The organism is Kribbella sp. NPDC000426, assembly GCF_040300265.1.
GTDB lineage: Bacteria > Actinomycetota > Actinomycetes > Propionibacteriales > Kribbellaceae > Kribbella.
This window is the reverse complement of sequence record NZ_JBEPDK010000002.1, coordinates 539,752-565,105: the sequence shown is the minus strand read 5'-3', so window position 1 is coordinate 565,105 and position 25,354 is coordinate 539,752. Positions and strand designations below refer to the sequence as shown.

General features: G+C 67.7%; 29 protein-coding genes and 2 tRNA genes. 20 read left to right on the top strand and 11 right to left on the bottom strand.

Annotated elements, in window-relative coordinates:
- Positions 1 to 11: 11 nt before the first annotated feature.
- Positions 12 to 1,979, bottom strand: coding sequence for a S41 family peptidase (locus ABT313_RS10565; protein WP_350850882.1), 1,968 nt, complete (start codon positions 1,977 to 1,979; stop codon positions 12 to 14).
- A gap of 126 nt (positions 1,980 to 2,105) precedes the next feature.
- Here ABT313_RS10565 and ABT313_RS10560 point away from each other — a divergent pair, with 126 nt between their 5' ends.
- Positions 2,106 to 2,810: a M50 family metallopeptidase gene (locus ABT313_RS10560; RefSeq protein WP_350850880.1), complete on the top strand. Its 705-nt coding sequence runs from the start codon at positions 2,106 to 2,108 to the stop codon at positions 2,808 to 2,810.
- Here ABT313_RS10560 and ABT313_RS10555 read toward each other — a convergent pair.
- Entirely contained in the window at positions 2,807 to 3,547 is a 741-nt protein-coding gene (locus ABT313_RS10555; protein WP_350850879.1) for a DUF5995 family protein, read from the bottom strand. The genes ABT313_RS10560 and ABT313_RS10555 overlap by 4 nt on opposite strands.
- A 24-nt stretch (positions 3,548 to 3,571) precedes the next feature.
- On the opposite strand from ABT313_RS10555, the gene ABT313_RS10550 reads away from it, so the two are divergent.
- Positions 3,572 to 4,159, top strand: a complete 588-nt coding sequence (locus tag ABT313_RS10550) for a hypothetical protein (protein WP_350850877.1) — start codon at positions 3,572 to 3,574, stop codon at positions 4,157 to 4,159.
- Here ABT313_RS10550 and ABT313_RS10545 read toward each other — a convergent pair.
- Complete coding sequence (locus tag ABT313_RS10545) at positions 4,156 to 5,187, bottom strand: aldo/keto reductase (protein WP_350850875.1); 1,032 nt, start codon at positions 5,185 to 5,187, stop codon at positions 4,156 to 4,158. The two genes, ABT313_RS10550 and ABT313_RS10545, sit on opposite strands and share 4 nt — an antisense overlap.
- A gap of 50 nt (positions 5,188 to 5,237) precedes the next feature.
- On the opposite strand from ABT313_RS10545, the gene ABT313_RS10540 reads away from it, so the two are divergent.
- Complete coding sequence (locus tag ABT313_RS10540) at positions 5,238 to 5,738, top strand: mycothiol transferase (protein ID WP_350850873.1); 501 nt, start codon at positions 5,238 to 5,240, stop codon at positions 5,736 to 5,738.
- On the opposite strand, the gene ABT313_RS10535 is transcribed toward ABT313_RS10540, so the two are convergent.
- From ABT313_RS10535 to ABT313_RS10525, 3 genes are read right to left on the bottom strand one after another with little or no spacing between them, the layout of a single operon-like run.
- Positions 5,731 to 6,846, bottom strand: coding sequence for a hypothetical protein (locus ABT313_RS10535; RefSeq protein WP_350850871.1), 1,116 nt, complete (start codon positions 6,844 to 6,846; stop codon positions 5,731 to 5,733). The genes ABT313_RS10540 and ABT313_RS10535 overlap by 8 nt on opposite strands.
- Positions 6,846 to 7,715 (bottom strand): exodeoxyribonuclease III, encoded by an 870-nt coding sequence (locus ABT313_RS10530; RefSeq protein WP_350850869.1) that lies wholly within the window; start codon positions 7,713 to 7,715, stop codon positions 6,846 to 6,848. Before ABT313_RS10530 ends, ABT313_RS10535 begins: the two co-directional genes overlap by 1 nt.
- Before the next feature lie 32 nt (positions 7,716 to 7,747).
- Entirely contained in the window at positions 7,748 to 8,530 is a 783-nt protein-coding gene (locus ABT313_RS10525; protein ID WP_350850867.1) for a uracil-DNA glycosylase family protein, read from the bottom strand.
- A 75-nt stretch (positions 8,531 to 8,605) separates the two neighbouring features.
- Here ABT313_RS10525 and ABT313_RS10520 point away from each other — a divergent pair, with 75 nt between their 5' ends.
- From ABT313_RS10520 to ABT313_RS10480, 9 genes are all read left to right on the top strand, one after another.
- Positions 8,606 to 10,144: an amidohydrolase family protein gene (locus tag ABT313_RS10520; protein ID WP_350850865.1), complete on the top strand. Its 1,539-nt coding sequence runs from the start codon at positions 8,606 to 8,608 to the stop codon at positions 10,142 to 10,144.
- A 47-nt stretch (positions 10,145 to 10,191) separates the two neighbouring features.
- The gene (locus tag ABT313_RS10515; protein WP_350850863.1) at positions 10,192 to 10,521 is read left to right on the top strand and encodes an ArsR/SmtB family transcription factor; all 330 of its coding nucleotides are present in this window, start codon (positions 10,192 to 10,194) and stop codon (positions 10,519 to 10,521) included.
- Positions 10,508 to 10,852, top strand: a complete 345-nt coding sequence (locus tag ABT313_RS10510; RefSeq protein ID WP_350850862.1) for an SRPBCC domain-containing protein — start codon at positions 10,508 to 10,510, stop codon at positions 10,850 to 10,852. The genes ABT313_RS10515 and ABT313_RS10510 overlap by 14 nt, the downstream gene beginning before the upstream one ends.
- The gene (locus ABT313_RS10505; protein ID WP_350850861.1) at positions 10,846 to 11,013 is read left to right on the top strand and encodes an SRPBCC family protein; all 168 of its coding nucleotides are present in this window, start codon (positions 10,846 to 10,848) and stop codon (positions 11,011 to 11,013) included. The genes ABT313_RS10510 and ABT313_RS10505 overlap by 7 nt, the downstream gene beginning before the upstream one ends.
- A gap of 98 nt (positions 11,014 to 11,111) precedes the next feature.
- Positions 11,112 to 11,996 (top strand): sigma-70 family RNA polymerase sigma factor, encoded by an 885-nt coding sequence (locus ABT313_RS10500; RefSeq protein WP_350850859.1) that lies wholly within the window; start codon positions 11,112 to 11,114, stop codon positions 11,994 to 11,996.
- A gap of 42 nt (positions 11,997 to 12,038) precedes the next feature.
- Positions 12,039 to 12,578 (top strand): hypothetical protein, encoded by a 540-nt coding sequence (locus ABT313_RS10495; RefSeq protein ID WP_350850857.1) that lies wholly within the window; start codon positions 12,039 to 12,041, stop codon positions 12,576 to 12,578.
- A 93-nt stretch (positions 12,579 to 12,671) separates the two neighbouring features.
- Positions 12,672 to 12,744: transfer RNA gene (locus ABT313_RS10490), tRNA-Asn, on the top strand.
- A gap of 74 nt (positions 12,745 to 12,818) precedes the next feature.
- The gene (locus tag ABT313_RS10485; protein ID WP_350850855.1) at positions 12,819 to 13,415 is read left to right on the top strand and encodes a DUF4232 domain-containing protein; all 597 of its coding nucleotides are present in this window, start codon (positions 12,819 to 12,821) and stop codon (positions 13,413 to 13,415) included.
- 94 nt (positions 13,416 to 13,509) lie between these two features.
- A complete protein-coding gene (locus ABT313_RS10480) occupies positions 13,510 to 14,172 on the top strand; it encodes a hypothetical protein (protein ID WP_350850853.1) in 663 nt (220 codons plus the stop codon).
- A 55-nt stretch (positions 14,173 to 14,227) separates the two neighbouring features.
- On the opposite strand, the gene ABT313_RS10475 is transcribed toward ABT313_RS10480, so the two are convergent.
- Entirely contained in the window at positions 14,228 to 14,365 is a 138-nt protein-coding gene (locus ABT313_RS10475) for a hypothetical protein (RefSeq protein WP_198681893.1), read from the bottom strand.
- Positions 14,366 to 14,482: 117 nt separating this feature from the next.
- Between ABT313_RS10475 and ABT313_RS10470 the strand changes: the two genes are divergently transcribed.
- Positions 14,483 to 14,556: transfer RNA gene (locus tag ABT313_RS10470), tRNA-Ile, on the top strand.
- 87 nt (positions 14,557 to 14,643) lie between these two features.
- On the opposite strand, the gene ABT313_RS10465 is transcribed toward ABT313_RS10470, so the two are convergent.
- Positions 14,644 to 16,356 (bottom strand): S8 family serine peptidase, encoded by a 1,713-nt coding sequence (locus tag ABT313_RS10465; RefSeq protein ID WP_350850851.1) that lies wholly within the window; start codon positions 16,354 to 16,356, stop codon positions 14,644 to 14,646.
- A 351-nt stretch (positions 16,357 to 16,707) separates the two neighbouring features.
- Here ABT313_RS10465 and ABT313_RS10460 point away from each other — a divergent pair, with 351 nt between their 5' ends.
- The 3 genes from ABT313_RS10460 to ABT313_RS10450 all read left to right on the top strand — a co-directional run bounded on the left by ABT313_RS10460 (position 16,708) and on the right by ABT313_RS10450 (position 18,892).
- Positions 16,708 to 16,932, top strand: coding sequence for a DUF6458 family protein (locus ABT313_RS10460; protein ID WP_350850849.1), 225 nt, complete (start codon positions 16,708 to 16,710; stop codon positions 16,930 to 16,932).
- 298 nt (positions 16,933 to 17,230) lie between these two features.
- A complete protein-coding gene (locus ABT313_RS10455) occupies positions 17,231 to 18,085 on the top strand; it encodes a helix-turn-helix domain-containing protein (protein ID WP_350850847.1) in 855 nt (284 codons plus the stop codon).
- A 66-nt stretch (positions 18,086 to 18,151) separates the two neighbouring features.
- Entirely contained in the window at positions 18,152 to 18,892 is a 741-nt protein-coding gene (locus ABT313_RS10450; protein WP_350850846.1) for a hypothetical protein, read from the top strand.
- Positions 18,893 to 18,905: 13 nt separating this feature from the next.
- Here ABT313_RS10450 and ABT313_RS10445 read toward each other — a convergent pair whose 3' ends face one another.
- Positions 18,906 to 19,346 carry a MarR family winged helix-turn-helix transcriptional regulator gene (locus ABT313_RS10445; protein WP_350850844.1) on the bottom strand — a complete coding sequence of 147 codons (441 nt, stop codon included), beginning with the start codon at positions 19,344 to 19,346 and terminating at the stop codon, positions 18,906 to 18,908.
- 102 nt (positions 19,347 to 19,448) lie between these two features.
- Between ABT313_RS10445 and ABT313_RS10440 the strand changes: the two genes are divergently transcribed.
- The 3 genes from ABT313_RS10440 (at position 19,449) to ABT313_RS10430 (ending at position 21,564) form a co-directional block, all read left to right on the top strand.
- Positions 19,449 to 19,892: an OsmC family peroxiredoxin gene (locus tag ABT313_RS10440; RefSeq protein ID WP_350850842.1), complete on the top strand. Its 444-nt coding sequence runs from the start codon at positions 19,449 to 19,451 to the stop codon at positions 19,890 to 19,892.
- Between the two features lie 135 nt (positions 19,893 to 20,027).
- Positions 20,028 to 20,564, top strand: coding sequence for a mycothiol transferase (locus ABT313_RS10435; protein WP_350850840.1), 537 nt, complete (start codon positions 20,028 to 20,030; stop codon positions 20,562 to 20,564).
- Positions 20,565 to 20,619: 55 nt separating this feature from the next.
- Complete coding sequence (locus ABT313_RS10430; protein ID WP_350850839.1) at positions 20,620 to 21,564, top strand: phosphotransferase enzyme family protein; 945 nt, start codon at positions 20,620 to 20,622, stop codon at positions 21,562 to 21,564.
- Here ABT313_RS10430 and ABT313_RS10425 read toward each other — a convergent pair.
- Positions 21,561 to 22,679, bottom strand: coding sequence for an FAD-dependent oxidoreductase (locus tag ABT313_RS10425; RefSeq protein ID WP_350850837.1), 1,119 nt, complete (start codon positions 22,677 to 22,679; stop codon positions 21,561 to 21,563). The genes ABT313_RS10430 and ABT313_RS10425 overlap by 4 nt on opposite strands.
- Positions 22,680 to 22,770: 91 nt before the next feature.
- On the opposite strand from ABT313_RS10425, the gene ABT313_RS10420 reads away from it, so the two are divergent.
- A complete protein-coding gene (locus tag ABT313_RS10420; RefSeq protein WP_350850835.1) occupies positions 22,771 to 23,373 on the top strand; it encodes a TetR/AcrR family transcriptional regulator in 603 nt (200 codons plus the stop codon).
- Here ABT313_RS10420 and dnaG read toward each other — a convergent pair.
- Entirely contained in the window at positions 23,370 to 25,334 is a 1,965-nt protein-coding gene (gene dnaG, locus ABT313_RS10415) for a DNA primase (RefSeq protein ID WP_350850833.1), read from the bottom strand. The genes ABT313_RS10420 and dnaG overlap by 4 nt on opposite strands.
- Positions 25,335 to 25,354: the final 20 nt, after the last annotated feature.

Below are 25,354 nucleotides of genomic sequence, written 5' to 3'. Positions count from 1 at the left end.
CGGTAGCGGACCTACACGACCTGCCGCCGGGACGCCACGAGGCTTCCCGCCTGGTAGCCGTCGGCGCGGAGCATCTGACCTGGCGTCACATCGAGGATGTCGATGCTCAGCGGGCCGGTCAGATCTTCGGAGCTGATCGGGCGGTCGTCGAGGTAGATGTCGACCCGATCGATGCTCTGGGCATCTATCGCGACGGTCAGCGTCGTACCGCTGAGCGACGTCTTGAGGTCGAGCCGGCGGACCGGGAGCGCGGCGAGCAGCGCGCCGGCCCTGTTCAGCAGGTCGACATTGCCGTCGAGCAGGTCGGCCTTGGTCATCCGGTGCGTCTCATGCGGTTTCACGCCGAGGTCCTCGACCGGCGTACCGGCGAGCTTGCCGACGCGCAGGGTACGACGGATCGCGACCCGCAGGTTCGCCCCGTTCGGCAGCGCGATGTACGGCGAGGTCTCGTCAGGCGGAGGCGGTTCGTTGAGGAGCGACGCGAGCAGGCCGTGCGTCCACACGTTGGCGCCGCCCGCGCCGGTGTTGTCGTCGACGCCGAGGATGGTGCCGATCTCGTGGTCGGCGAACCCGGCCGTGAAGATGTCGGTGGCCGAGTAGACCCGGGCATCGGTGATCAGCACGACGGGCCCGTGGTACGTCTGCCCGATGTCGTTCGCGCCGTCCTCCGGCGTGATCGGCTTCGCCGCGGAGTACTGCGCACCGGTCTCGATCGCCAGGTCGAGCGAGTCGAACCACGGGCCGAGGTCGATCCCGGACGGGTTGTCCTTGTGCCGCCGGCAGATCTTCAGGTTGAGCGGCGTACTGATGAACTGCACGGGTTCCGGCGCGATCCGCCGCGGCGTCATCGTCTGCAGCGTGAACTCGCTCGCGTAGATGTGCCCGCCGCCGTTGTCGCGGACGTCGACGATCAGCCCGTTCTGCGGCAGGATCGCGACCAGCCGGACGAACTCGTCCCGGAACGCGACCGGGTCCTGCACGCTGAACGTGAAGATCCGCAGGTGCCCGAAGTTGCCGGACGACGTGACCACCTCGCGGGCGCGGAAGACGCCGGGCATCGTGGTCGGCAGGTCCGCGCCGGTGACGGCAGCGGGTGCGGCGAGTTCGGCCGAGCTCTGACCGCGTTCGAGTTCGACCACGTCGCGTACGTACAGGACCTTCTTCGCGCGCGACTTCTCGTCGGAGTCGAGGTCGAGGCCCATCAACGCCGACGCTTCGCTGACCGCGTCGAGGTCCGTCATCGGCGGGAGGTTGGTCGCGACCTTCCATTGCTCGCGGAGCTCCTGGTTCGAGCCGTCGAGACCGATGTAGGTCAGCGTCACCCAGTCCTCGTCGGGCGGGGACTGGATCACGAGCGGGCGGAGCGTGAGCGATTCGAGTCCGCGAGCGAGGTTCGCGGCGTCGTTGCTGCCGGCGAACAGTGCTCCGTTCAGGGCGACCGCGCGGGCGATCGGCGTACCGTTCCAGTGCGTCACCTCGGCGCCGGCACCGAACTGCGGCGCCTGGTAGTCGGTGATCGTCCGGGTGATCAGATAGTGCTCGGTCCCGTCGGGGTCGTAGCACTTCTCGATCATGAACGGCAGGAATGCGATCTTCCCGGCAAACGGGACCGGCAGCAGGTAGTTGGTATGCAGATCGCGGACCGAGTGGAAGATGCTCGACATCTCACGATGGAAGATCCACTCCTCCTGCATCGTGTCGTCGGTCTGGCGCTCCATCCGGGCGCGCAAGACCCGCAGGCGCTGCAGCGGGTTGACCGCGTGCATCGCGACCTTGAGCGGCAGGTGCACGTAGTTCTCACCGAGTAGCAAGAGAGCTTGATCCACCAGCAGTCTGCGCTGGTCGAGCGTCAGCGTTCCCGCGGACTCGAGGAAGTCCGGCAGCGGGACGGCCGCCGCTTCCTTGACGGCGGCCGAGGTCCGCCGCCTCGCTGCGGTCTTCTTCGCAGCCGCCGCGGTCTTCTTCCCCGTGCGTGTCATGGTGCGTGGTTGAGACATCTTTCCCCCAAAGCAAAACGGCCCTCCCCCGCGATCTCTCCACGGTCGTTCGCGCACCAGACGATGTCAACGGCGGGCGGTTGACCACCTGCCTGTCAGGATGTGCGGGTGAGTGAGTTCTGGAACAGCATCACGTCGGTCCAGCCCGAGCCGTCTCTCAAGTTGGTGATCGGGACCGGTGCGGTCGCACTGCTGCTGATCGCCTGGCGACCGTTGTGGAAGTACACGCGGCAGGTGGTGACGATCGCCCACGAAGGCGCGCACGGGCTGATCGCGTTGCTGGTCGGGCGGAAGCTGTCCGGGATCAGACTGCACTCGGACACGTCCGGCGTGACGGTGTCGCGCGGCAAGCCGACCGGCGCGGGGATGATCGCAGTACTACTCGCCGGCTATCCGGGGCCCGCGCTCTTCGGCTTGGCTGCGGCGTTCGTGCTGAGTCGTGGGTACGCCGTGGCGCTGCTGTGGGGACTCTTGCTCGCACTGGTGATTCTGCTGCTGCAGATCCGCAACCTGTTCGGACTGTGGTCTGTGCTGGTGTTCGGCGCGGTGGTGTTCGGGGTGTCGTGGTGGGGGTCGGCTGAGGTCCAGACCGCTTTCGCTCACCTGCTCACGTGGTTCCTGCTGTTGGCTGCGCCGCGAGCGGTCATGGAGTTGCAGCGCTCACGGCGTGGTGGGCAGGGGCGTAGCTCGGATGCTGACCAGTTGCGTCGGCTGACCGGTGTGCCGGCGTTGCTGTGGGTTGGCGTGTTCGGCCTGGTGACGCTCTTCTGCTTGGCTGTCGGGTTCCTGTGGTCCGGCGTACTGCCGAGCTAGACCGGTGGCAGCGTGACGCCGAATCCGGTCACCGCTAGCCGCAGCAACACCTGACCGGGCCTCAAGAGGTCAGCGACCTTCGCAGCGCTCAGCACTTCCAGCTCAGCCAGGCGCTTGTCGTACGTACCTCCGACACGTGCCCGCTGCAGCTCGAACGTGTTGTGCCAGACCTTCTGCCTCGACTCGCGCAGGAAGCGCTGTGAGGCGAGCCGGTTGAGCGGAGTGAGCACGTGGTCCAGCAAACTGCGCACTCCGGTCGCCGCCAGTTCCTCATCCTCCGCGGCGACACGCTCCGACAACACACCGTCGATCCGCTCGTGATCCCGCCGGCGCCGATCCATCAACGGCGGATCCAGAAAGTCGTCATCACTGATCACCTCGAGCAGCGCCTGCGGCAGGTCGTAGTTCACATGCGCATTGATCCCCAACAACACATGCCCCAACGCCGGCAACTCCCTCGACGCCTCAAACGCCAACCGCCAAGGCCGCGGGGCCAGGTTCACGTCGTGAGCTTGCAGGTCGTGGGCCCGGAGGTACAGCTCGGCAAACTTCACGTCCCAGATCTCCACCCACTCGGGGTCCTCGAAGCGGGCGTCGTCGATTGCTTTCCCGACTGCCTGCGTCGTCCGCAGGTAGGTGCTGAGGAAGAAGCGCCGGTGTGCGAGCTCGTCCGGCAGCTCGTCGAGGCGCTGCTGCATGCGCGCCACCACATCCGCGATCGGACTACCATCGTTCATCGGATGTCCTCAGGGGGAGGGATCATGCGTTCCAGAACAGATCTACTGTCCTTCGACCCGGTAGTCGTCGGCAACCGCGAGACAGATGCCTGGGCCGCCTACTACCGGCACGAGTGGCGCCAGTTCCTGGTCGCCGCGGTCGGCATGGTCTCCGCCGGCTTCCGCATGGCGCCGCACCGGACACTCAGCGGAGCCTGGTATGTACTCCGCGCCAACCAGGTGTGGGCGCCGTACCCCGACAACCAGCCGGACGCGGCCCGCGCCTACATGCGCCGCTTCTACGAGCTGGTGGCCTCCTCGAGCGGACTGCTCTTCGAACCGGCCCGCGCCGCCGCCTTCGAGGTTGAATGGTGGCGTGTCCACCGCGAGCGCCAGCACTCGGAGGACATCACCGAGGAGCATCTCGAAAGCGCGCTGATCGACCTTTACTCCTACGTGTACGACGCGGACCGCGACGCCGTACGCCAGGCCGCGCGCAAGCGGGTCGAGGCGATGGACCTGTCGGACCGCTGGGTCCGGGCAGGATGCGATCGCGCCGACCCGCTGCTCGCGGCAGAGCGGCGTGCGCTCGTTGCGTCGTACTCCGCTCTCCGCGCTGCCGTCGAGGACTAGGCGCGTCCGCCGGTGATCGGTCGGCCCCGCTGTGCAACGCCGGGACCGCCGTACGGGTAGTCCGCTGCGCCCGGATCACTCGCCTCGTCCAGCTTCGCCGTCTCCTCGGCGGTGAGGTGCAGATCCGCCGCGGCGAGGTTGTCGTCGAGCTGCTCGAGCGTGCGGGCTCCGAGGATGACCGACGTGACCATCGGCCGGTCGACCAGCCAGGCGAGCGCTACCTGCGCCATCGAGATCCCGCGCGCCTCAGCGATCTCCCGAACCGCGTCGACCACGTCACGAACCCGCTGGTTGCGGCTGCGCCGGTACCAGGACTCGACGCCGCGGTCCGGGTTCTCGCCCAGGCGGGTCGCACCGGTCGGCTCCTCGTCGAACGAGTACTTCCCGGTCAGCCAGCCGCCACCGAGCGGCGACCACGGCAGCAGACCCAACCCGTTCTCCTGCGCCGCCGGGACGATCTCCCACTCGATCTCACGCACGAGCAGGTTGTACTGCGGCTGCAGCGTCACCAGCTTCGACCAGCCGCGGTAGCCGATCAGGTCGCACGCCTTCTGCAGCTGCCACCCGGTGAAGTTCGACAGACCGCCGTACGCGATCTTGCCGGCCCGTACGGCGTCCTCGAGGAAGCTCAGCGTCTCCTCCAGCGGCGTGACCGGGTCCCACGCGTGCAACTGGTACAGGTCGATGTGGTCGACACCCAGCCGGCCGAGCGATGCCTCCAGCGCCTTCCGCAGATGGATCCGCGACGTGCCGACGTCGTTCGGCCCGTCGCCCATCGGGAACCGGCCCTTCGTGGCCAGTACGACGGTGTCGCGGGCGGAGCTCTTCGCCAGCCAGCGTCCGACGATCTGCTCGGACACACCGCCGGAGTACACGTCCGCGGTGTCGATGAGATTGCCGCCGGCCTCGGTGTATCGATCCAGCTGCTCGTGCGAGCCGCCCTCGTCGGTCTCGCTGCCGAACGTCATGGTGCCGAGCGTGTAGGTCGAGACCACAGCGCCGCTCGTACCCAGCGTGCGATATTCCACGGTTGCTCCCTCTCTCAGAACTGTCCGAGTCGAAGACTACGGTGGCCGGTATGAAGACAAGTGACCTGCTGCTGGACGCACACAGCCGGATCCAGGAGGTTCTGCACGATGTCGTGACGGGGCTCGACGACAAGACTCTTGCGGCGCGGCCGGGTGACTCGGCCAACTCGATCGCCTGGCTCGTCTGGCACCTGACCCGGGTCCAGGACGACCATCTCGCGGATGCGGGAGGCTACGACCAGGTGTACACGGCGGACGGGTGGCACGAGCGGCTCGGTCTGCCGTTGCCGGCGGCCGACACCGGATACGCGCACACGTCGGACCAGGTGGCGCTGGTTCAGCTGTCGGCCGATCAACTGCTCGGGTACTACGACGCCGTGCACGCGCGCACTGTGCAGTTCCTCGAGACGGTGACCGACGACGGTTTGGACCGGATCGTCGACAAGCGGTGGAACCCGCCGGTCTCGCTCGGCGTGCGGCTCGTCAGCGTCATCGACGACTGCGCGCAGCACGCGGGCCAGGCGGCGTACGTGAAGGGGCTGCTCAGCTGAGCGTCGTCTGCCAGAGTGTGGTGCCGGCGATCAGGTAGAGCTTGTGATCGGGCAGCAGGACGGCGTCGGTGACCTGGCCGGTCGGGCCTTGTGAGTCCTGGACGGTCCAGTGGCCGTCCTGGTACGTGAGCACCTTGACCTTGTTGTCCTGGGCAACGATCTGGACGATCTTGCCGCCGTCGACGACCGGCGGCGGCAGTTTGTCCTTGTCGCCGACCGGGACGGACGGCACGCCTTGGAGGCGCTTCGCCGTACCTGACGCGTCGAGCTGCCAGACCGCCAGCTGACCGTCGACGTACCCGGAGATCACGCAGTCCTTGTCGCACGTGGCGGTGTTGGCCTGGCTGCGGTTGCCCGGTTCGGGCAGGGCGATCCTCGTCCAGCCCGAGTTGAGTTTCGCGGATCGCCAGACGGCCGCTTCCTGGGCGACCACGTTGGGCGCGAGGCGGACCTGCGAGCCGACGATGACGATGCTGTCGCCGAGCGTCGTGCCGAAGCCTGGGCCGACCAGCAGGCTCGGCGTGCTCTGGAGGGCTGTCTTGGTCGGATCCTGTCGGCTCCACACGTCGCCTTTCGGCAGCCAGACCATGGCGTCGTTACCCGTCTCCACACCGCCCCATGAGCCGAGCAAGGCACTGCCGCTCGGTGTGATGACGGCGCTGTAGAGGTCGCCGGCCGTCTCCCCACCGAACGTCCAGAAGTTCTGCGGGTGCTCGATCAGTCCGGTCTGAGGCGTGCCGGTCCAGACCGTCCAGCGGGTGTTGGAGTGCGCGCCACCGGCTGCTCCGCCGAGCGCGAGGAGCTGCTTGCCGTCGTATGCGATCGAGTACCAGATGGCTTCGGTGGCGTACGGGCTGGCCGCGTTGGGCTTGACGGTGATCGGCGTGCGCTTGCCGGTGCTGTCCTGGAGCAGGAGCTCCGGGACGACCTTGGCGCCGCGGTGGCGCAGACCGATCAGGAGCTGATCGCCGTGCGCGGTCAGAGTGACCGGCTCGGCCGGGGTGTCGACCTTCGTCCACGTGACCGGGCTCGGCGTCGGCGGCTGGTTGTCACTGCAGGCGGTGAGAGTCGCGAGTACGAGGATCGCGACCGCAGCGAGGCGGCGCATCAGCGGCTCTGCGGAAGCTTGGTCGTCTTCTTCCGGCCGGTCCGCGGCGCGGACGGCGGTGGCACGACCGGACCGATATCGCCGTCCGGCGCGGTGTCGAGATCGATGATGACCGGTGCATGGTCGCTCGGCCCGGTGCCCTTGCGAGCCTTGCGATCGATCCACGCGGCCTTGACCCGCGCCGCCACCGGATCGGTCGCGAGCATCAGGTCGATCCGCATGCCGAGATCCTGGTGGAACATGCCGGCGCGGTAGTCCCAGTAGCTGAAGATGCGGTCGCTCGGCCAGCGGTCGCGGACGACGTCGTGCAGGTCCTTCGCGGCCATCAGCTCCGCCAGCGCCTGCCGCTCGGGTGGCGTCACATGCGTCTGGCCGACGTACGCCGCGGGGTCGAAGACGTCGGCGTCGGTCGGCGCGATGTTCATATCGCCGCAGACGATCTGGTCGGCCGGACCGTTCGCGACGACCTCGGTGAGGGCTGCGAGCCAGGCGAGCTTGTAGTGGTAGTGATCGGAGTCCGGGACCCGCCCGTTCGGCACGTACAGCGAGTGGATCCGGATGCCGCCGCAGGTCGCGGCGACGGCCCGCGCCTCAGGATTCGGGAAGCCGGGCGCGCCGGCGACCCCGGTGACGACGTCCTCGAGCCCCACCTTCGACAGCAGGGCGACGCCGTTCCACTGGAGCTCGCCGTACAGACCGATCTCGTAGCCGCGATCGGTCAGCTCGGCACCGAGCAGGGCGTTGAAGGCGTCGTCCGCGAGCTTGGTCTCCTGCAGGCACACGACGTCGGGCTGCCGCTCGTCGAGCCAGTCGAGCAACCGCGGCATCCGCTGCTTGACCGAGTTCACATTCCACGTCGCCACTCGCATCCGACCAAGGTAGCGGCAGGCGGGGACAACTTTCAGTCGAGTTTGGGTGCGCGCCACACAAGAGTGTTGAGAACGTCGGTGTCGGGCCGTTCGACGCTGTTGTTGTGCCGTGGTTTGTCATGACGTCCCCACGCGTCGTTGCCGAGCCACGGCGGTACGCCGAACGGCAGGTCGCGAGCCGGAACCGGCGCGTAGTCGGTCTCCAGGAACTTCGGCCCGTAGTTGGCGCCGGTGTTGTCGCCGTCGGGATCGGGCGTCACGATCGTGCGCAGTTCGGTGATCGCCGCGCGCCAGCCGTCGACGAGTGCCTTCGCGTTGCGGCTGGACGGGTGCGGCACCTCGAAGACCGGCACGTCAGGCTTGTCGGTCCATAGATGTACTGCGGACTTGGCCTGGACGCCGAACGCGACGATCGCCTGCAACTGCGGGCCGGTGATCAACTCGAGCAGGGTGTTGCGCCAGGTCAGTTGATCAGGTCTGGAAAGCAGCGGCGCGGCCTGCTGCGCTCGGGCCGGTATCAACGCGTACGAGTACGCGTTGACGAGCGTGTAGCTGACGGTCAGGCCGAGCTTCGTCAGGAAGCCCTGCACACGTTGTCCCGCGTCACCCACCAGCGTGCGGCCGGCGATGCGTTCGGTCGGTCCGGGATCCGATGCGACGGCCAGCAACCGGCCCGAGCCGTCGAGTCGGCCGCGGTAGAAGACCGGGCCCCAGTCGTACCAGAAGAATTGCTGGACATCCGCATAACTCGGGACATTCGCGAAGTGCTGCGCCACTGTGTCCGGCGGGCCGGGATCGAAATCGAGCATCGCCATACCTCCCCCTGGGCGATCCATGACCTTACGCTCAAGATCCGGGGCGGCACGGGGAATTCTACGGGAGGACGAGGCATGTTTGTACTGCGTGGAACCGTGGTGACAATGCGACCGGACGGGCAGGTTCTTCCCGGTGGCGCAGTGTACGTCGGCGACGACGGGCTGATTGCGGCGGTCACTCCCATCGACGCCGTACCGGCCGGATTCGAGAACGCAGTACAACTCGCGGCCGGCGGGCTGATCTTTCCCGGGCTGATCGATCTACACAATCACTTGATGTACAACAGCCTGCCGTTGTGGACCGAGCCCGCGCGGAAGAAGCCGTGGACCTCGCACAACCAGTGGGGCGGCGCGCCCACGTACAGCGCGCAGATCAGTCAGCCGGCGCGACTGCTCGGCGCGGCCGCCGGGCGAGCGCTGCTCAGGTACGTCGAGACGCGGGCGATCATCGGTGGTACGACGTCGATCCAGGGCAACCCGCGTGGCGCCGTACCGCCGGACAACGACCTGATCCGGAACATCGACTCGGAGAAACTCGGCACCCACGACGATTTCATCCGGGTCAGCACCCTTGTTGCCGACAGCAAGGAAGCGCTGGCGCCGTACGCCACGGCGGTGGCGGCCGGGCGTGGATTCATCGCGCATTCGGCGGAGGGGACGGATCCGAAACTGCGGTCGGAGTTCCAGTTGCTGGAAGCGGTCGACGTGGTGAAACCGCAACTGGTGGCGATTCACGGCGCGGCGTTGAACGCGGATGATTTCGCCGTCATGCACGCGGGGAATTCGACGCTGGTGTGGTCGCCGTTCTCCAATCTGTGGTTGTACGGCGCGACCGCGGACGTGCGGGCCGCGCACGCCGCCGGGGTCCGGTTGTGCCTCGGATCGGACTGGGGGCCGTCGGGGACGCGGAATGTGTTGTGGGAGTTGAAGGTCGCGGACCTGTGGAACAAGACCCAGTCGGTCTTCACGGACGAGGAACTGGTCCGCATGCTGACGTCGAACCCCGGCGACGCGCTGTCCGGGGTGTGGCCGCGGCCGCTCGGCCGGCTGGAACGCGGCGCGCTGGCCGACCTGATCGTCGTCCGCCGTACGGACCCCGATTTCTACCGGTCGCTGATCGTTGCTCGCGAAGCAGACATCCGCTTGGTCGTCGTCGGCGGGCGCGCTCGGTACGGCGTACCGTCGCTGATGAATCGGCTGGCTCCTGCTGCCACCCGGATCAGGACCGGCAAGCTCTCACGCTTCATCGACTACGGGGATTCATCGGTCACCTTCGCCACGGTTCTCGCCGATCTCGAGAAGGTTTGCCAGGATCCGGCCGGGGCAGCTGCTCGTGCCGCGACCACCTTCGCCGCCCTCGCAGCTGACGCTCCTGATGCCTTCTCCCCTAACGCGTCTACTTCCCTGCCCGCCGACACCTTCGTGCTCCTGCCCGACATGCCCGCTCCTGAGCTCGAGGATCAGTTCCGTCGGCGCGGTCCGGCCGGCGCCACTCCCGAAGCGGTCGTCGTCCCACCGCCGGAACCGCTGGTCACCGGGGCGGCCTGGTTCGACGCGGTCGACGCCAACCCGTTCCACCAGGGCCTGCTCAGCGGGCTTCGGGCGTACGCCTGAGATATATCACTTGACCTCTATATACGCCAGTTGTAATACTTCTCGGCATGGACGTGTTCGAGGCGATCGCGGAGCCGAGCCGACGGGAAGTGCTCGATCTGCTGGCGGAACGCGAGCGGCCTGCCGGTGAGCTGGTCGAGCACCTGCACCGGCTGACGCAGCCGGCCGTGTCCCGGCATCTGCGGATCCTGCGCGAGGTCGGGCTGGTCGACGTACGGCCGGAGGGCCAGAAGCGCATCTACGCGCTGCGCGCCGACCGGCTGATCGAGATCGAGAACTGGATCAGCCGGTACCGCAAGTACTGGCCTCGGCACCTCGACGCCCTCGAGCAGCACCTGGCCGACAACCCCGAGGAGCCCCCGCATGACCGCACCTGACCGCTTGGGCGAGCTCGCCGTCGACGGCGACCGCACCACGATGACCTTCCGCCGCCATCTGCCCTACCCGATCGAGCGCGTATGGGCGGCGCTCACGGATCCGCTCGAACGCAAGGCCTGGTTCGGGGAGACCGTGATCGACGGGCGTACCGGCGGCACGATCGAGATGATGCCGACCGATCCGCCGGCCGCGCCGGACGCGAAGCGGCTGACCGGGCGGATCCTGGTCTGGGATCCGCCGTACGTGCTCGAGCACGAATGGCATCAGCGCATCGTCGAGGACAGCGTCGTTCGCTATGAGCTGCGCCCTGCCGATGGCGGACGTTGCTGACCTTCACGCATACCGGCCTGTCCGAGCAGAACGCCCGCGGCTTCATCCCCGGCACGCACGCGTTCTTCGACCGGCTCGAGGCCTGGCTCGACGACGCCGAGATCCCCTCCTGGTCCGATCGGTACGCCTCGGTCGCGGCGTCCTATCCGGCCTGGAGCTGACTTCTCGTAGTTATCCACATACTTAAAGTCACCGCGTCCTGGGTGGTCGAATCGCGGCACTCTCTTGGGTAAGGAGATTCGGCGGCGAGAGGGACGGGATGGCAGATCTGGACTGTGATCCGGCGGACGTGACCGCGTTGGTGGCGTACCTGCGCGACATCGGGCAGCACGAACTACTGACCTTGGAAGAGGTGAGCGAACACTCGTACTGGATCGAGGCCGGGCTGCTCGCGGCCGACCAGCTGAGCGGCGATCCGGGGCGGCCGGACGCGGTCGACCTGCGGCGGGTGGTCGCGCTCGGGCGGGACTCGTGGCAGCGGATGATCGAGGGCAACCTGCGACTGGTCGTGTCCTTGGCCCGGAGGTACGCCGGCAAGGGCATCTCGCTGCTCGATCTGATCCAAGAGGGCAACATCGGGCTGATGCGGGCGGTCGAGCGGTTCGACCACCGGCTCGGGCACCGCTTCTCGACGTACGCGATCTGGTGGATCCGCCAGTCGATCGGACGCGCGATCTCGGACCGTTCGCGGCTGGTCCGGATGCCGGCCCAGGCGTACGCCGACGCCTCCCGCGTGGCCGCGAGCCGCAACGACCTGACGCAGCAGCTGGGGCGCGAGCCGACCAATCCCGAGCTGGCCCACGCGTCCGGGCTCACCGTCGGCCGGGTCGAGCGTGCCCAGGCGTGGCGGATGCAACCCGAGAGCCTGGACGTCGACGAGTCCGATTCGGTGATCGACGACGACCCGATCGTGCTGCGCGCCGCCCTTCGCCGTGACCTCGCTCACCATCTCCAGTTCCTCGACGACCTGCACCAGTCCGTGCTGCTGCATCGCTACGGCCTGCAGGGCCGAATCCCTTGTACTCCTGAAGAAACGGCCACCCGCCTCGAGCTGACCACCGAAAGAGTCCGCGCCCTGGAACGCGAAGCCCTCCGCCACCTGCGCCGCCGCGCCCTCCCCCACCTCCGCGACTACGTCGCCTGACCCTCGATCCGCCGACTTTACTCAGACTGGGATGATGAACATGTGAGACTTCTCCGCACCGCCTGGCCGCGCGAGCTGGCCGACGCCGTCTCGGCAGCCGCCCGCGCAGCGACCGGGAGCAAGGAAGACGTCCTGGCCGCCGTACAGCTGACCAACGGCCGCTGGGCCGCCGGCACGCGGACAGCCGTCTACTTGCCGTCGGACTCCGCGGACGCCGATCGCCGGGTCGGCTGGGAGCAGATCGAGCGCGCCAACTGGGACTCCGAAGCATCGGTGCTGCACATCTACGAGACGACCGACTTCGGTACGCCGCTGCGCGCGACCGAGCTCAAGGTCGAGGACCCCGGGCGCTTCGGTCAGCTCCTGCGTGAGCGGGTCGACGCGAGCATCATCGTCCAGCGCCACGTGCCACTGGCAGGCAAACGCGGCGTACGCATCGTCGGTCGCCGGAATCCGGCTGTCACCGACGCCCCGGTCACCTGGAACTTCGTTCTGGACAAGGGATTGGAGCCCGACCAGCCGGGTGTCGTCGAGGCCGCCGAGGCCGCGCTGCGCCGGGTCCGCGACGAGTTCGGAATCTGACCCCGCAGGCAGCCGAATCCCGTTTTTGTAGTTCGCTGCGCGCCTGCTAACCTACTCAAGTCCTCAGGGTTTCGGGGTCATGCACCACCACGATCCCGCGTAGCTCAATTGGCAGAGCAGCCGGCTGTTAACCGGCAGGTTACTGGTTCGAGTCCAGTCGCGGGAGCAACAAATCAGCCGGTCTCCTCTTCACAGGAGCCCGGCTTTTTCGTGGCCTCGGGGCGCAGGTAGGTTCGACGAATGCATCGTCGTGCCCGGGTGGGGCTGCTCGCCGGACTGCTACTCCTCACCGCATGCGGCACGCAGAGCGCAGCAGTGACGAGCGGACCGTCACTCACGGAGCGAACTCCTAGATCACTTGGCCCGACTCCCTTCACCACGGTTCACCCCGATCCGACGCCGGCACCGCCGCGGCCCACCTGCCCGGCCTCCGGCGCCTCGATCACCGTCGGACCGGTCGACGCCGCCCTCGGCCATCGCGCCGTGGTGGTGAAGCTGACCAACTGCCGCTCCACACCGATCACCGTCGACGGCTACCCAGATATCGCGGTGCTGGACGCCGACCGCCGAGCGATGAACCTGACGATCACCCGCGGTACGTCGTACATGGCGATCGACCCGGGCCCGAAGAAACTGCTCCTCCACAAAGGTGAAACAGCTCTCGCCGCCGTCTCCTGGTCCAACACGGTCGAAGCCGGCGACGACAAGGCATCCGGCACCTACCTGGCCGTTGCGCGAGGCAAGGGAGAGCACCCGGTCGTCTGGCCGGTGGACACCGACCTCGGCACCACCGCCAAAGTCACGCTGACCGCCTGGTGCCGGACGTTCCCCACCTGAATCAAGGGTTTGATACTGGCCTAGACCAACCGTTTGCCGGTACGTTCCTCTCCGGATCCCGAGGGGGCCTCGGGATGGAGGGGAAGGAAACCCTGTGAACGTCAAGAAGTTCCTGAACACCAAGAGCGGACGGCTGCTGGTCGCGGCCCTGCTCGGGGCCGGCGTGCTGGTCGGTGTCACGGTTGCCGCGAACGGCGCGGTGAAGCCGGACTGCAAGAGCCTGTCGTACCCGCTCTGCCCGCGCTCGGTCGCTGCCTCGCAGGTCGTGGACAACAGCCTGCCCGCGAGCAAGATCGTGCCGGCCGACCGGAACGCGTTCCTGAAGGACACCGACGTGTACGGCAAGTCCGGTGTCGCGAAGGACTTCGATCCGGTGGCGATCGCGAAGATCGGCGGGTCGTTCAAGACCAACAAGACCAAGGTGGGTGAGTTCACGCTCGAGCCGGGCACCTGGCTGCTGAACTCGACCGCTTTCTTCGCCCGCACCACCGCGGGCGCCCCGGGCACGCGGCCGCAGCTCGCGCTCCGGGTCGGCGCCTCCGACACGGCGTTCGGCACCGACTACGGCACCATCCTCGGCGCCGAGATCTCGCCCGCGAAGGACCGCGAGCTGACCGGCGCGACTGTGAAGGTCGTGACGGTCCCCAAGGCGACCAAGGTCGAGGTGTTCGCCTTCGGCTACAACGACGACGGCAGCGCCGCCGGCAGCGGCGAGATCACCGCCTCCGCCTCGGTCGCCGCCGTACGCGTCGGCTGACCCGTCCGACCACAGAGGCCCTGACCGCTCCGGGCGGTCAGGGCCTCTCGACGTCTTACTTACCCTTCTTCCGGTCGATCGCCCGCTGGATACGGTCTTGAGGCTGACCGAGGATCTTCGCCAGCAGCGGCACGCGGTACTTGTACGCCGCGATCGCGCCAACCACGATCACCAGAAAAATGAACCAGCCCATGGCAATTCCCTTCGTCCGGACCTTGCCTCAATCATGCCCGCTCCCCGGCCCCCACCCCTCAGTCAAACCCCTGACCCCACCCTGGTTTCCCCCAACCCGATACGATCACCCGCACACGGGGCGGTAGCTCAGCTGGTTAGAGCAGGGGACTCATAATCCCTGGGTCACGGGTTCGAGTCCCGTCCGCCCTACCCTGCGTCGCCATAGGTCTGGCCTGCGTGGCCGTGGCCTGGTGGGAGCCGGCGCCGGAAGGTTGGTTCCGGCGCCGGGTGGGGTGGTTAGTGGGCTCGGGCGACTCTTGTGGCGTTGATCAGGCCGTCGCCGAAGAAGCCGTTGTTTGTCGGGGTGCCTTCGCAGGTTTGGCTGGATGTGACGGTTGCGAAGGTGCCGTCGGGTTGTAGGACCAGGCGGGTGTAGGTGAAGGTTGCCGGCGTTGGGCAGGCGGTGTCGGTTGCCGTGCCGCGTAGTAGCTGCTCTACGGCGGCCGGCGAAGCCTTCAGACCGCCGTTGGTGTGGTCATGGGTGCCGAGGCGGCCGACTGCGAGTGCGGCGACGCCGGCTGCGTGGGGTGACGCCATCGACGTGCCCTGCAGGTACTGGTAGTAGGCGCAGACACTCTTGTTGCAGCTCTCGACCACGCTGGGCGTGTTCGGTGTCCCGTCGGGGTTGAGCTGGCCGCGCTCCTCGGCGAGGTGCTTCGGGTATGCGGCGAGGATGGCCTTCGTGATGTCGCGCTTGTTGTCGGCGGTGTCGTACACGTCGCCGCCCGGTGCGGACAGGTCGGCGTACCCGTTGCCGAAGTCCGAGTAGTAGGCCTTGCGCTTGGTGATGCCGGTGCTGGTCACCGCGAGTACGTGGTTGCCCTCTGACGGCATCGACGTACACGACGGCGGGATTGTCCGCTGGTACGGCGCTTCACCGGGCACGGCCGCGAAGTCCGGGCTCGAGCTGTCGACGATGGTCTTGGTGTAGTCAGTCGCGCCATTGCCCGCTGCTGCGACCAGCGTGACGCCGTGGTTGTAGGCGTAGTCGAGCGCCCGCTGCATCGCCGTGACGACGGTTCGCTGCTCGGCCTGGTCCTCGGGCGAGTCGGCCGGGTTGTCGGCGCAGTTGAAGAGCCACGGGTCGACGTAGAAGCTCATGTTCACGACGTCGATGCCGTGATCGCCGGCGTACGTCAGCGCGTCGACCGTGGGCTGCAGGAAGAAGAAGCCCGAGTCCTGTCCGGCCCGCAGGTTGACGATCGTCGCCTTGGGCGCGATGCCCGCGATCCCCAGCTTGTTGACCGGCGACGCGATCTCGGACGCGACGTGCGTACCGTGACCGTTGTCGTCCTCGTCGGCAGGGTCGACGCAGCTCGGGTGTTCGCACGGCCCGTCGACCGTCGCGCCGTTCGCGTCGACCGGGATGTCGGTCGTGAAGTTGCGGCTCAGCGCCCTGTCGAAGTTCTTGGCGATGTCGGGATGGCTGCCGTCGACACCGGTGTCGATGATGCCGACGCGGACACCCTTGCCCTGCTCGTAACGCTGGGAGCCGTCAGCGGTGGCGCCGATCTGCTGCATGTCCCACTGCAGCCCGGCGAGCGGCTCCCCCTTCTTTCCGCCCTTCGCCTTCTCGCTGCCTGCCTTTGCACCGAGAAGGTCGGTCTGCGCGGTGTCGACCTTCCCAATGGCTGCGCCGTCGTTGGGCGCCCGGCCGATGACTGTGCTGCGCGCGACGCCCGCGATCGCGGACGAGGCGCCGGCGGCAGCCTGGAAACGCGCGTCCTTCGTGGTGACGGTGGCGACCCCGATCGCCGTGTTCTCACTGAGCAGCGTGCCGCCGGCGGCGGCGATCGCGGCATGCGCGGCTTCGGCGGAACCGCCTTGGGCGTAGAGGACGACAAACTGCCGCTCCTGGCCGCTGGTTGCCGTGCCGGGACTGGCTGCGACCCACAGCAACCCGGCGACGCTGCCTGCCACGACGGCTGCGCGCGTGACGTACCTGAACATCGGACCCCTCCCTCGGATTTCCAACTACAGCGAGCGAAACCTGCTGACTGATCGTCGGAACTGCGCGAGCGCGAGATGCCCGGAGCCGAGGTACGGCCAGTTGAACTGGACCATCGAAGACCTGCTCACCGTTCCCCCTTGTCCCGGCCAACAGCCGGAAACAACCCCCGGCGCCATCACAGCGCCCCACAACCCCACTTGGCCTCATACCACCCAATGGGCAGCGTCAAACCGCCGATACACGTTGGTCTGCGGGCGTTTCGCCGGTGGTTCGGTCGGGCACAGCGGGGCACGAGCAGTGGTTCGGACGCACTCATGCGTCCGGGTGAAGCGCACTTGAGGAGGCGTGTGATGGGTATCGGCGCGGGAATCTTCCTGCTGGCGATAGGCGGCGTCCTGGCATTCGGGGTCTCCGACCGAATCAGCGGAGTGGACCTGACGGCGATCGGCTACATCCTGATGGGCGCCGGCGCACTCGGCCTGGTACTGGTCATGTTCCTGTCCAGCCGCTCCCGAACCAGCCAGACCGTGATCCGCGAAGAGCGCTTGGAGGATCCCCGCGATCCGCGGATCTGAGCTCACAACCAAGCGTTTGTGACGGCCCACCTCGAGGTGGGCGAGTCCGGGTCAGCCTTGACGGGTTGGCCCGGACTTTTCTTGCGCAGCGCACAGAACTGGCTGCGGCGAGTTGCGTCGGACAGGTGCGGGACGGCCTGAGCGACATTTTCGCAGGTCAGACGGCTGCATGACCGGCGCCGTGCACCGGCTGGTGCCTCGCGGGGAAGCGGTCTGGACCTCACTTTCCCGGACGGGTATCGTCAACCGCGATGCACGTTCAAATGCACGTGCATTTGAACGTGCATGGAGGAGACGGGTGGCAGCTCCCGAGTTCGGTTCGGACGAGTGGTACGCCGAGTACTACCGGCACGAGTTCGCCTACCTGCTGAGATCCGAGCGCAAGCGGGCCGGGCAATCGGTTCGCGAGATCGCCAGGACCAGCAATTACTCGCATCCGCACATCGCCCGCTCCTTGACGGGGGCGCGCTTCCCGAACTGGAAGCTGGTGCGGGCGGTGCTCAACTCCTGTGGGGTCGGCAGTGATCAGCTGCAGAAGTGGCTGAGACTGTGGACGATCGTCAGCGCGACGCAGCCACCGGGCCGCGCGCAGCAGTCGGTACGTCGTACCTGGGACGAGATCGAGCGGGAGTGGAACGTTCGGCGGGCGGCGATTCGGCAGCCGGATGCGACGCTGGAACAGATCCAGCAGGTGGTCAGCCTCAAGCAGCTCGGGCGAGTACTGACCACCCTCAGCACCCGGCGAGGCTTCCGATCGCTCCGGCAGATCGAGGAGCTCAGCGGCGTCTCGAGGTCGACGTTGCACGGTTGGTTCGCCGGCCGCCGGAAGCCGACGGCCGCCCGCCTGCAGCAACTCGCGCTCGCGCTCGACACGACGCGGGCGGAACAGATGGCGCTGGCCCGGTGTCTGGTCCGGATCTCGCCCCTGCAGCGACCCCCCGAGCCCGAGCAGTCGGAGGCCTGCACAGCGAACAACTCTTCGACCGGACAACAGTGCACGCTGCCCAGGGACCACCGTGGACCACATGACGCCGGCGTCGGCGAACCGTGGTTCGACGACGGCGTACTCGACGGCAGCCGCGGCGACACAGCACCCGACCCAGAAGTCGAAGCCCGGCCGACGCGGCGAGCGCTCTTCGGCCCAGGTTGGTAACACCACCAAGCCGGTGCGCAGGACGGAACCGGCAAGTCGAACACCCGCAGAGGATCCAAGAAGGCTATGGGCAACGCGAACAACCCCGCAGGCCGGTTGCACACCGTCCTGACTGCCTACCGCGCCGCCGCGCACATCGACTCGACGATGCACGCCACCTGGGCAACGGTTCTCGGCGTACCCGAAGGGCAGGTGCCGGTCGCGCTCGCGGAGGTGGCCGCGCTCATTCCGGAGATTCATCGCCTCGTCGTCCAGTGCGGAGCGTGCGAACAGATCGAGCTGTTCGACACCTTCGGGCGACTGTGGGCCGTCCCGATGATGAGCGAGGACCATCCTCGGCAGACTCCGAGCCGGGGGCCGGATGCCGTGGACCCGAAAGCGCTCGCTGCCCTCGGTGGACTGTCGGCGTACCTGTCCACGTGCGCGCCTGAGGGCGTAGTCCCGGATCCCGAGCGAGTGGCTGAACTGAAGGCTGCAGTCGTTGACCTTCTCGATCAGCTGGCCGGCGAGGACTCGCTGCCTGCGGAGTTGCGGTCCGCGATCAACGCGCGGCTGCACGACATCATCTGGGCGATGGATCATGTCCGGATCGGCGGACCGGGGGCTGTCAAGCAAGCCATCGAGCGTCTGCTCGGTCAGATCACCATCTCCCTGCACGACAAGCCTGAGGCGCGCAGCTCCGGGTTCCTGAAGAAGGTGACCACGGCGATCTCGTGCATCTGGGTCGCCTACAAGGCAGGCCCGCAGGTCCAGGCCGGGCTCGAAAGCTGGCAGGACATCCTCAAGCAGCTGCCACCGGGTCACTAAGCCCGCCGGAAGGCTAGTCGGCCGTGGGGTTGTCCAGGTGGTCGGCCAGGTGGTGGAGGGTGGATTGGAGGCGGCGGACCTGGGACTCGGTCATGCCCAGGGACTCGCCGAGGTGGCATTGGGCCTCGTGGAGGACGGGCTTGAGGGATTCGCCTTCGGGGGTCAGGGCGACGGTCACCGAGCGGGCATCTGTTGCGGAGCGGTCGAGGGTCAGTACGCCGCGGTCGGCCAAGCGGCGGAGTAGTGGGGTCAGCGTGCCGTGGTCCAGGCGGGTGGCTCGGGCGATGTCGCCGATGGGGCTGGGGCCAAGGCGGGTCAGCGTGACGAGGACTAGGTACTGCGGGTAGGTGAGGCCGTGGGGATCCAGCACCGGGCGGTAGAGGGCGGTGACCATCCGGGACAGCGAGTACAGGTCGAAGCAGAGCAGGTCGTCGAGGACCCGAGTCTCGGTCATGGCTTCCTCCTGTGGTCGGGGTCTCACCCGGTCGGGACTTGACGGCAGGATATCTTGTGTACAAGTATCTTGTGCACAAGACAACTTCTGAAGGAGATCGCAATGCCGACTCGTACCGCGCGGACCGCTTGGAACGGCACTCTGGAGCAGGGTTCTGGGCAGGTGGAGCTGAGCAGCTCCAAGGTCGGGACGTACGACGTTTCGTTCCCGAAGCGCGCCGCTGACGACGCAGACGGCACGACCAGCCCGGAAGAGCTGATCGCGGCCGCACACACGGCCTGCTACGCGATGGCGTTGAGTGCGGAGATCGCCCAGCGGGGCGGTAAGCCGCAGTCGCACGAAGTTCAGGCCGACGTCACCCTCGGCCCGGACCAGGCGAACGGCGGCTTCAAGCTCACCGGTATCAAGCTGACGGTTCGCGCTGAGGTCGACGGTCTGGACGAGGCCGGCTTCGCGGAGGCAGCGCAGGCCGCCAAGGCGAACTGCCCGATCAGCAAGGCGCTGGCCGGCGTCGACATCACGCTGGACGCAGCGCTCGAGAGCTGACGCTCTCAACACCCCGTAGAACCAGCACTGCCCGGAGCTCACTACTCTCCGGGCAGTGCTGGTGCTCGTTGGCGGAGTGCGTGGGCTGGACCGGTGGGTGCGGCATTCTGGGGGCTTGCTTGCGGAGGAGGGGCGATGAGCTGGCGAGAGCTGCCGATGGTTGAGTGCCCGCGTGGGGATGAAGTGGAGATGCTTCAGTTCGCGTTGGACCGGGTGCGGAAGCAGTTTGCCTGGAAGACCGGTGGGCTTGATGCGGAGCAGTTGCGTCAGCGGCATGCGCCGTCGGCGATGACGCTCGCCGGACTGGTGAAACACATGGCGTTCGTCGAGGACGGGTTCACAGCTCGCGCCGCGGAGCAGCCGCTCGCCGCGCCGTGGGACAGCAGGAGCTGGGTCGAGAACGATCGGTGGGGTTGGGAATCCGCGGTCACGGACGACCCCGACGATCTCTATGAACTCTGGTACGGCGCTGCCGCACGCTCTCGCGCCACCTGGGAGGAGCTCAGCGCGAACGGCGGCCTCGACGTGGTGATCGCGGACCCGGACCCAAGGTGGTCGTCGAACCGGCGGCGGATTCTCATCGACCTGCTCGAGGAGTACCTGAAGCACACGGGTCACGCAGACGTCCTGCGCGAAGCCGTCGACGGCGTGACGGGCAACGATCCTGACTGACGCAGACAGGATCGCGGACGTCCTGGTGCGCTCGTACGGCGTGCACGCTGTCGAGGTGAGCGAGATCCTGGCGGGTACGGCGACGACCAACTTCCGCGTCGTCGACGACGAAGGATGTCGGTGGTTCGCGAAGGTGTACCGCGGGGAACTCGACCGTGAGCTCAAGGCGATCGAGCTCGCAGAGTTCGCCCGGCAAGGCGGCGTCCCGGTGCCCGAGGTACGGCGGACGCGCGACGGGAACTTGATCGACGAGCGCGCGCCGATGTCGTTGTGGGAGTTCGTCGACGGCGAAACAGCCGAGGGGCGGATCGCTGGCGTGCGGTGGCGTGCGGTCGGGACCGTGTTGGGCAGGCTGCATCGACGTCTGGCCGAGCATCCGGCGGCTGCGCCGGCGTTGCGCGCGGCCGTCGGAGTCCGGGATGTTGGACAGGCATGGCATTCCTTCGATCGGATTATCGACGGGTACGGACGTCGCGAGAGCTTGAGCCGGTTCGAGCAGTGGGCGTGGGAGGCGGCCAAGGAGCGGCGAGGGTTGCTCCATCGGGCTGCGGCGATCCTGGCCGACCTACCCGAGCTGACAGTTCAAGTTGTGCACGGTGACCTGGCGTCACCCAATCTGATGTTGTACGGGGACGAGGTGGCCGCGGTGCTGGACTTCCAGCCGCCCAGGCCGCGCTTCACCGCCTGGGAGATCGCACGGATCGGCTGCGACCCACGCACTGTCGTCCTCGGCGACGAGTGGACCGACGGCCTGGCCGAACTGCTCCTCGCATACAGACAGGAGCACCCAACTGCGCGCGTCGACGACCTTGTGTCCACGGTCGCGGCCGGTTGTGCCTACACGCTTGCGTCGACGTACCCGCTGGCCGAACCGCTCGACGATCCTGCCGCGGTCACGCCGTCGCTCGAGGTGTACGGGCGGGCGCGACATGAAGCAGCTTTGCGGATGCTGGAGCGGCTCGAAGACGTGCATGACAGCCTGCGCGACCGACTCGCCTAGACCGGGATCGAGACTCGGAAGAGGCGTTCGGCGTTGTGGAGGGACTCGGTCACGACCGCTTGCCCGTTGGTGATCAGGTCACGTTGATAGGAAGCCAGGTCTTCGCCGGAGGTCAGTGCCTTCGTCAGGCGGGCGGCATCCCAGAGAGCCGTGTTGGCGCCGGCACCAGCGGCAGGTGTCATCGGATGTACGGCGTCGCCGAGCAGAGTCACTCGATCCGACGACCACGACGGCACCTCGATGCAGGTCCGCAGCGTGATCGGGAACGCCGCATCAACCTCGCCCGCGGCGATCAACGAACGAATCGCGGGATGCCAGGACGCCACGGATCGCGTCACAATCCCCCACAGCTCGGCCGGGCTCATCGTGAGCAGCTCCTCGTCCGACGCGCCTAGCACCTCGTTCGTCCCGGTGAGGACTGCCATCAGATAGTCGCCGTACTCCTCCGGCGGCTCACGGAACATGACCGGACCGAACGCCGCACCCGTCCCGGCCCCGTCGGTCGCGAAGCAGAATCCTCGCAGGAACGCCGGCGGTGCGACCGAGCGGACAGCCGTTGTCAAAGGCACCTTTCCGTAGATGCAGCGCACGCCGATGTCCAGGACGTCGAGCTCCGGCAACAGCTGCGCCCGCACCCGCGAACCGACCCCGTCAGCACCGACGAGCACATCGGCGACCGCGGAAGTCCCGTCTGCACAGGAGATCTCGACCCCCTCCGGCGTCTCGACATACGACTCGAACTGCTTGCCGAACTCGAGCACATCGTCGAGGCCGGTCATCAACGCCCGCCGGAACGCATACCTGTCCACCGACGTCACCGCGTCCGGACCGGCGACCGGGAACTCCTGCTCGAACTGCACATTCAACTGAGCATCGAACCCCGCCACGAGATCGCCCGGCCGAGTCGCGGTCGCGATCACGCGATGTCGCACGGCATCGGGCAACACCGCGGCCAGCGCCTCCTCCCCTACCTGGCTGATGTGGATCCGGTAGCCCTGATTGCGGTGCCTCGGCGAGGGATCGCGCTCGAACACCTTCACGTCCACGCCCGCCTTGAGCAGGCCCTGCGCCAGCGCGAGTCCACCGATCCCGGCACCCATGATCGCGACCTTCATCGCCGTCTCCAATCATCCGTGAATCAAACTTTCTCATCCGTGTGGTTGATTAAGTTAGCACGCCGGATGGCTGTGCGCTAGGATGATTTTCGTGCGGAGATCACCGGGACCCGACGAGCGGCAACGGGACGCCGAGCGCACCAGGCAGCAGTTGCTGGACGCGGCGGTGATCGAGTTCGGCGCGCACGGGTTCGCCGGCGCGCGGGTGGGCGAGATCGCTGCCCGAGCCGGCGTCAACAAGCAACTGATCTCGTACTACTTCGGTGGCAAGGAGGGCCTGTACCGCGCGGTCGCCGATCGCTGGCGGGCGGACGAGCCGGCTATCGCCGCGGACGCGGAATCACTCGGCGAGGTGGTCGGCGCCTACGCCCGGACCTCGATCGCGCAGCCCGACCTGCTCCGCCTTCTCGTCCGCGAGGCCGTCGATCGCGACACCAGCGCGCTCGATCCGGAAGGGCAGCGGGCCCGGTTCCAGCGCATGCTCGACGACTTCCGCCAGCGGCAGACCGACGGCGAGCTCGCCGCCAACCTCGACGCGGCGTACACGGGTCTCGCACTCTTCGGCCTGGCTGCGGCGCCAGTCGTGTTCCCGCAGATCGCGAGGGCACTCGGCCTCGACCCGGACAGCGAGGAGTTCGCCACGAAGTACGCCGAGGAGACGACGCGACTGGTGGAGCACCTCAAAGACGACTAGAGCGCTCCGGAGATCGCGCGGTTGCGGAGCTCGGCCTTGTAGGCCTCCAGGGCGATCAGTTCGCCGAACATCCGGTTGTATTCGTCGGCGCGCTCGATCGGGTTGGTCCGCTGCAGCTTCGACTTCAGGTCCTGGATGCGGCGTGCGCAGGTCAGCTCCTGCAGCCGGGCCAGCAAGGCCTGCGCATACTGCTCGTCCGGTTCGCGGCCGAGCCGGAGCGGGTCCACGGCCAGCGCGCCGACGACCGCGGCCGCCGGATCGTTGCCGATGGCATCGCGTACGGCGACCACCCACGCCTCCGCCGCAGGCGCCGCAGCGGGGCCGCCGGCCTTCGCCATCGCAGTGCGGATCGCGGCCAGCCAAGGGTGGGTGAAGTCGTGGTCGTCGAGCTCGTCGAAGGCGACACCGACCAGCGCCGGGTGCTGCATCGCGACCTTCAGCGCGTCCCACTCGATCACGTACCGCTGGTCGCGCGGCGAGGGCACCTCGGCGCGGCGGGGCTGCTGCGCGGCATCCCAGGCCTGACCGCCAGACTGTCCTGGCCCCTTGCCGCCGGACTGCCCCGGTGCGCCACCTGGCTGCCCCTGCGCGCGACCGGCCTGCCCAGGAGCCGACGTCGTGCTCTGCCTGGACGCGGCGCGGTACACCTCCGAGCGGACCTGGTCCTCGTCCATCCCCAGATGCCCGGCGAGCTCTCGAGTGAAGGCATCCACCTTCGACCGGTCCCGAATGCTGATCACCAGCCGCGCCGCATCGCGCAGCGCGTCGACCCGCGTGTCCGCGCGATCCAGGTCGTACTTCGACAACACGTTCCCGAGCACGAACCGGTACAGCGGGACGCGTCGCCCGATCAGCTCACGGACCGCCGCATCCCCCTTCTCCAGCCGCAGGTCACACGGGTCGAGGCCGTCCGGCTCGACCGCGACGTACGTCTGCGCGGCGAACGCCTGGTCCCCCGCGAACGCCTTCAGCGCCGCCCGCTGACCCGCCTCGTCACCGTCGAAGGTGAAGATCACCTCGCCGCGGAACTGGTCGTGGTCGAGCAGCAGCTGCCGCAGCACCCGCGCGTGGTCGTCGCCGAACGCCGTGCCGCAGGTGGCGACCGCGGTCTGTACTCCGGCGAGGTGGCACGCCATCACGTCGGTGTAGCCCTCGACCACCACGGCCTGACGGCCCTTGGCGATCTCGCGCCGGGCCAGATCCACGCCGTACAGGACCTTGGACTTCTTGTAGATCGGCGTCTCAGGCGTGTTCAGGTACTTCGCTTCGATCCGGTCGTCGTCGAAGAGTCGTCGCGCACCGAAGCCGATCACATCCGACGACGCGTCCCGGATCGGCCACATCAGCCGGCCGCGGAACCGGTCGTACAGCCCGCGCTGCCCGTCGGCCGACAGACCCGACGCGACCAGCTCGGCGTTGGTGAAGCCGCGACCGCGCAGATGGTTCGTCAGTACGTCGCCACCGCGCGGCGAGAACCCCACGCCGAAGTGCACAGCGGCGTCCTTGTCGAAGCCGCGCTTGTCGAGGAACTGGCGGCCCGGCGCCGCCTCGGCCGCACCGAACAGCTGGTCGACGTAGAACTCGGCCGCAACCTTGTGCGCCTCGACGAGCCGCGGCCGCTGGTTGCCCGGACCACGCTGCACCGGGGCGCCGGAGTCCTCGTACCGCAGCTGGATGCCGACCTTCGACGCCAGCGTCTCGACCGCTTCACTGAAGGTGATCTGGTCGATCTTCTGGATGAAGTCGATGACGTCGCCGCCCTCTTGGCAGCCGAAGCAGTAGAAGAACCCGCGGGCCGGAGTGACGTTGAACGACGGTGACTTCTCGTCGTGGAACGGGCACAGCCCCTTGAGGTTGCCGCCGCCGGCGTTCTTCAAGGTCACATACGAACCGACGACGTCGTCGATCCGGGCCCGCTCGCGCACCAGCGCGATGTCCTCTTCCTTGATCCGGCCTGCCACCCCGCGAGTCTAGCTGGACC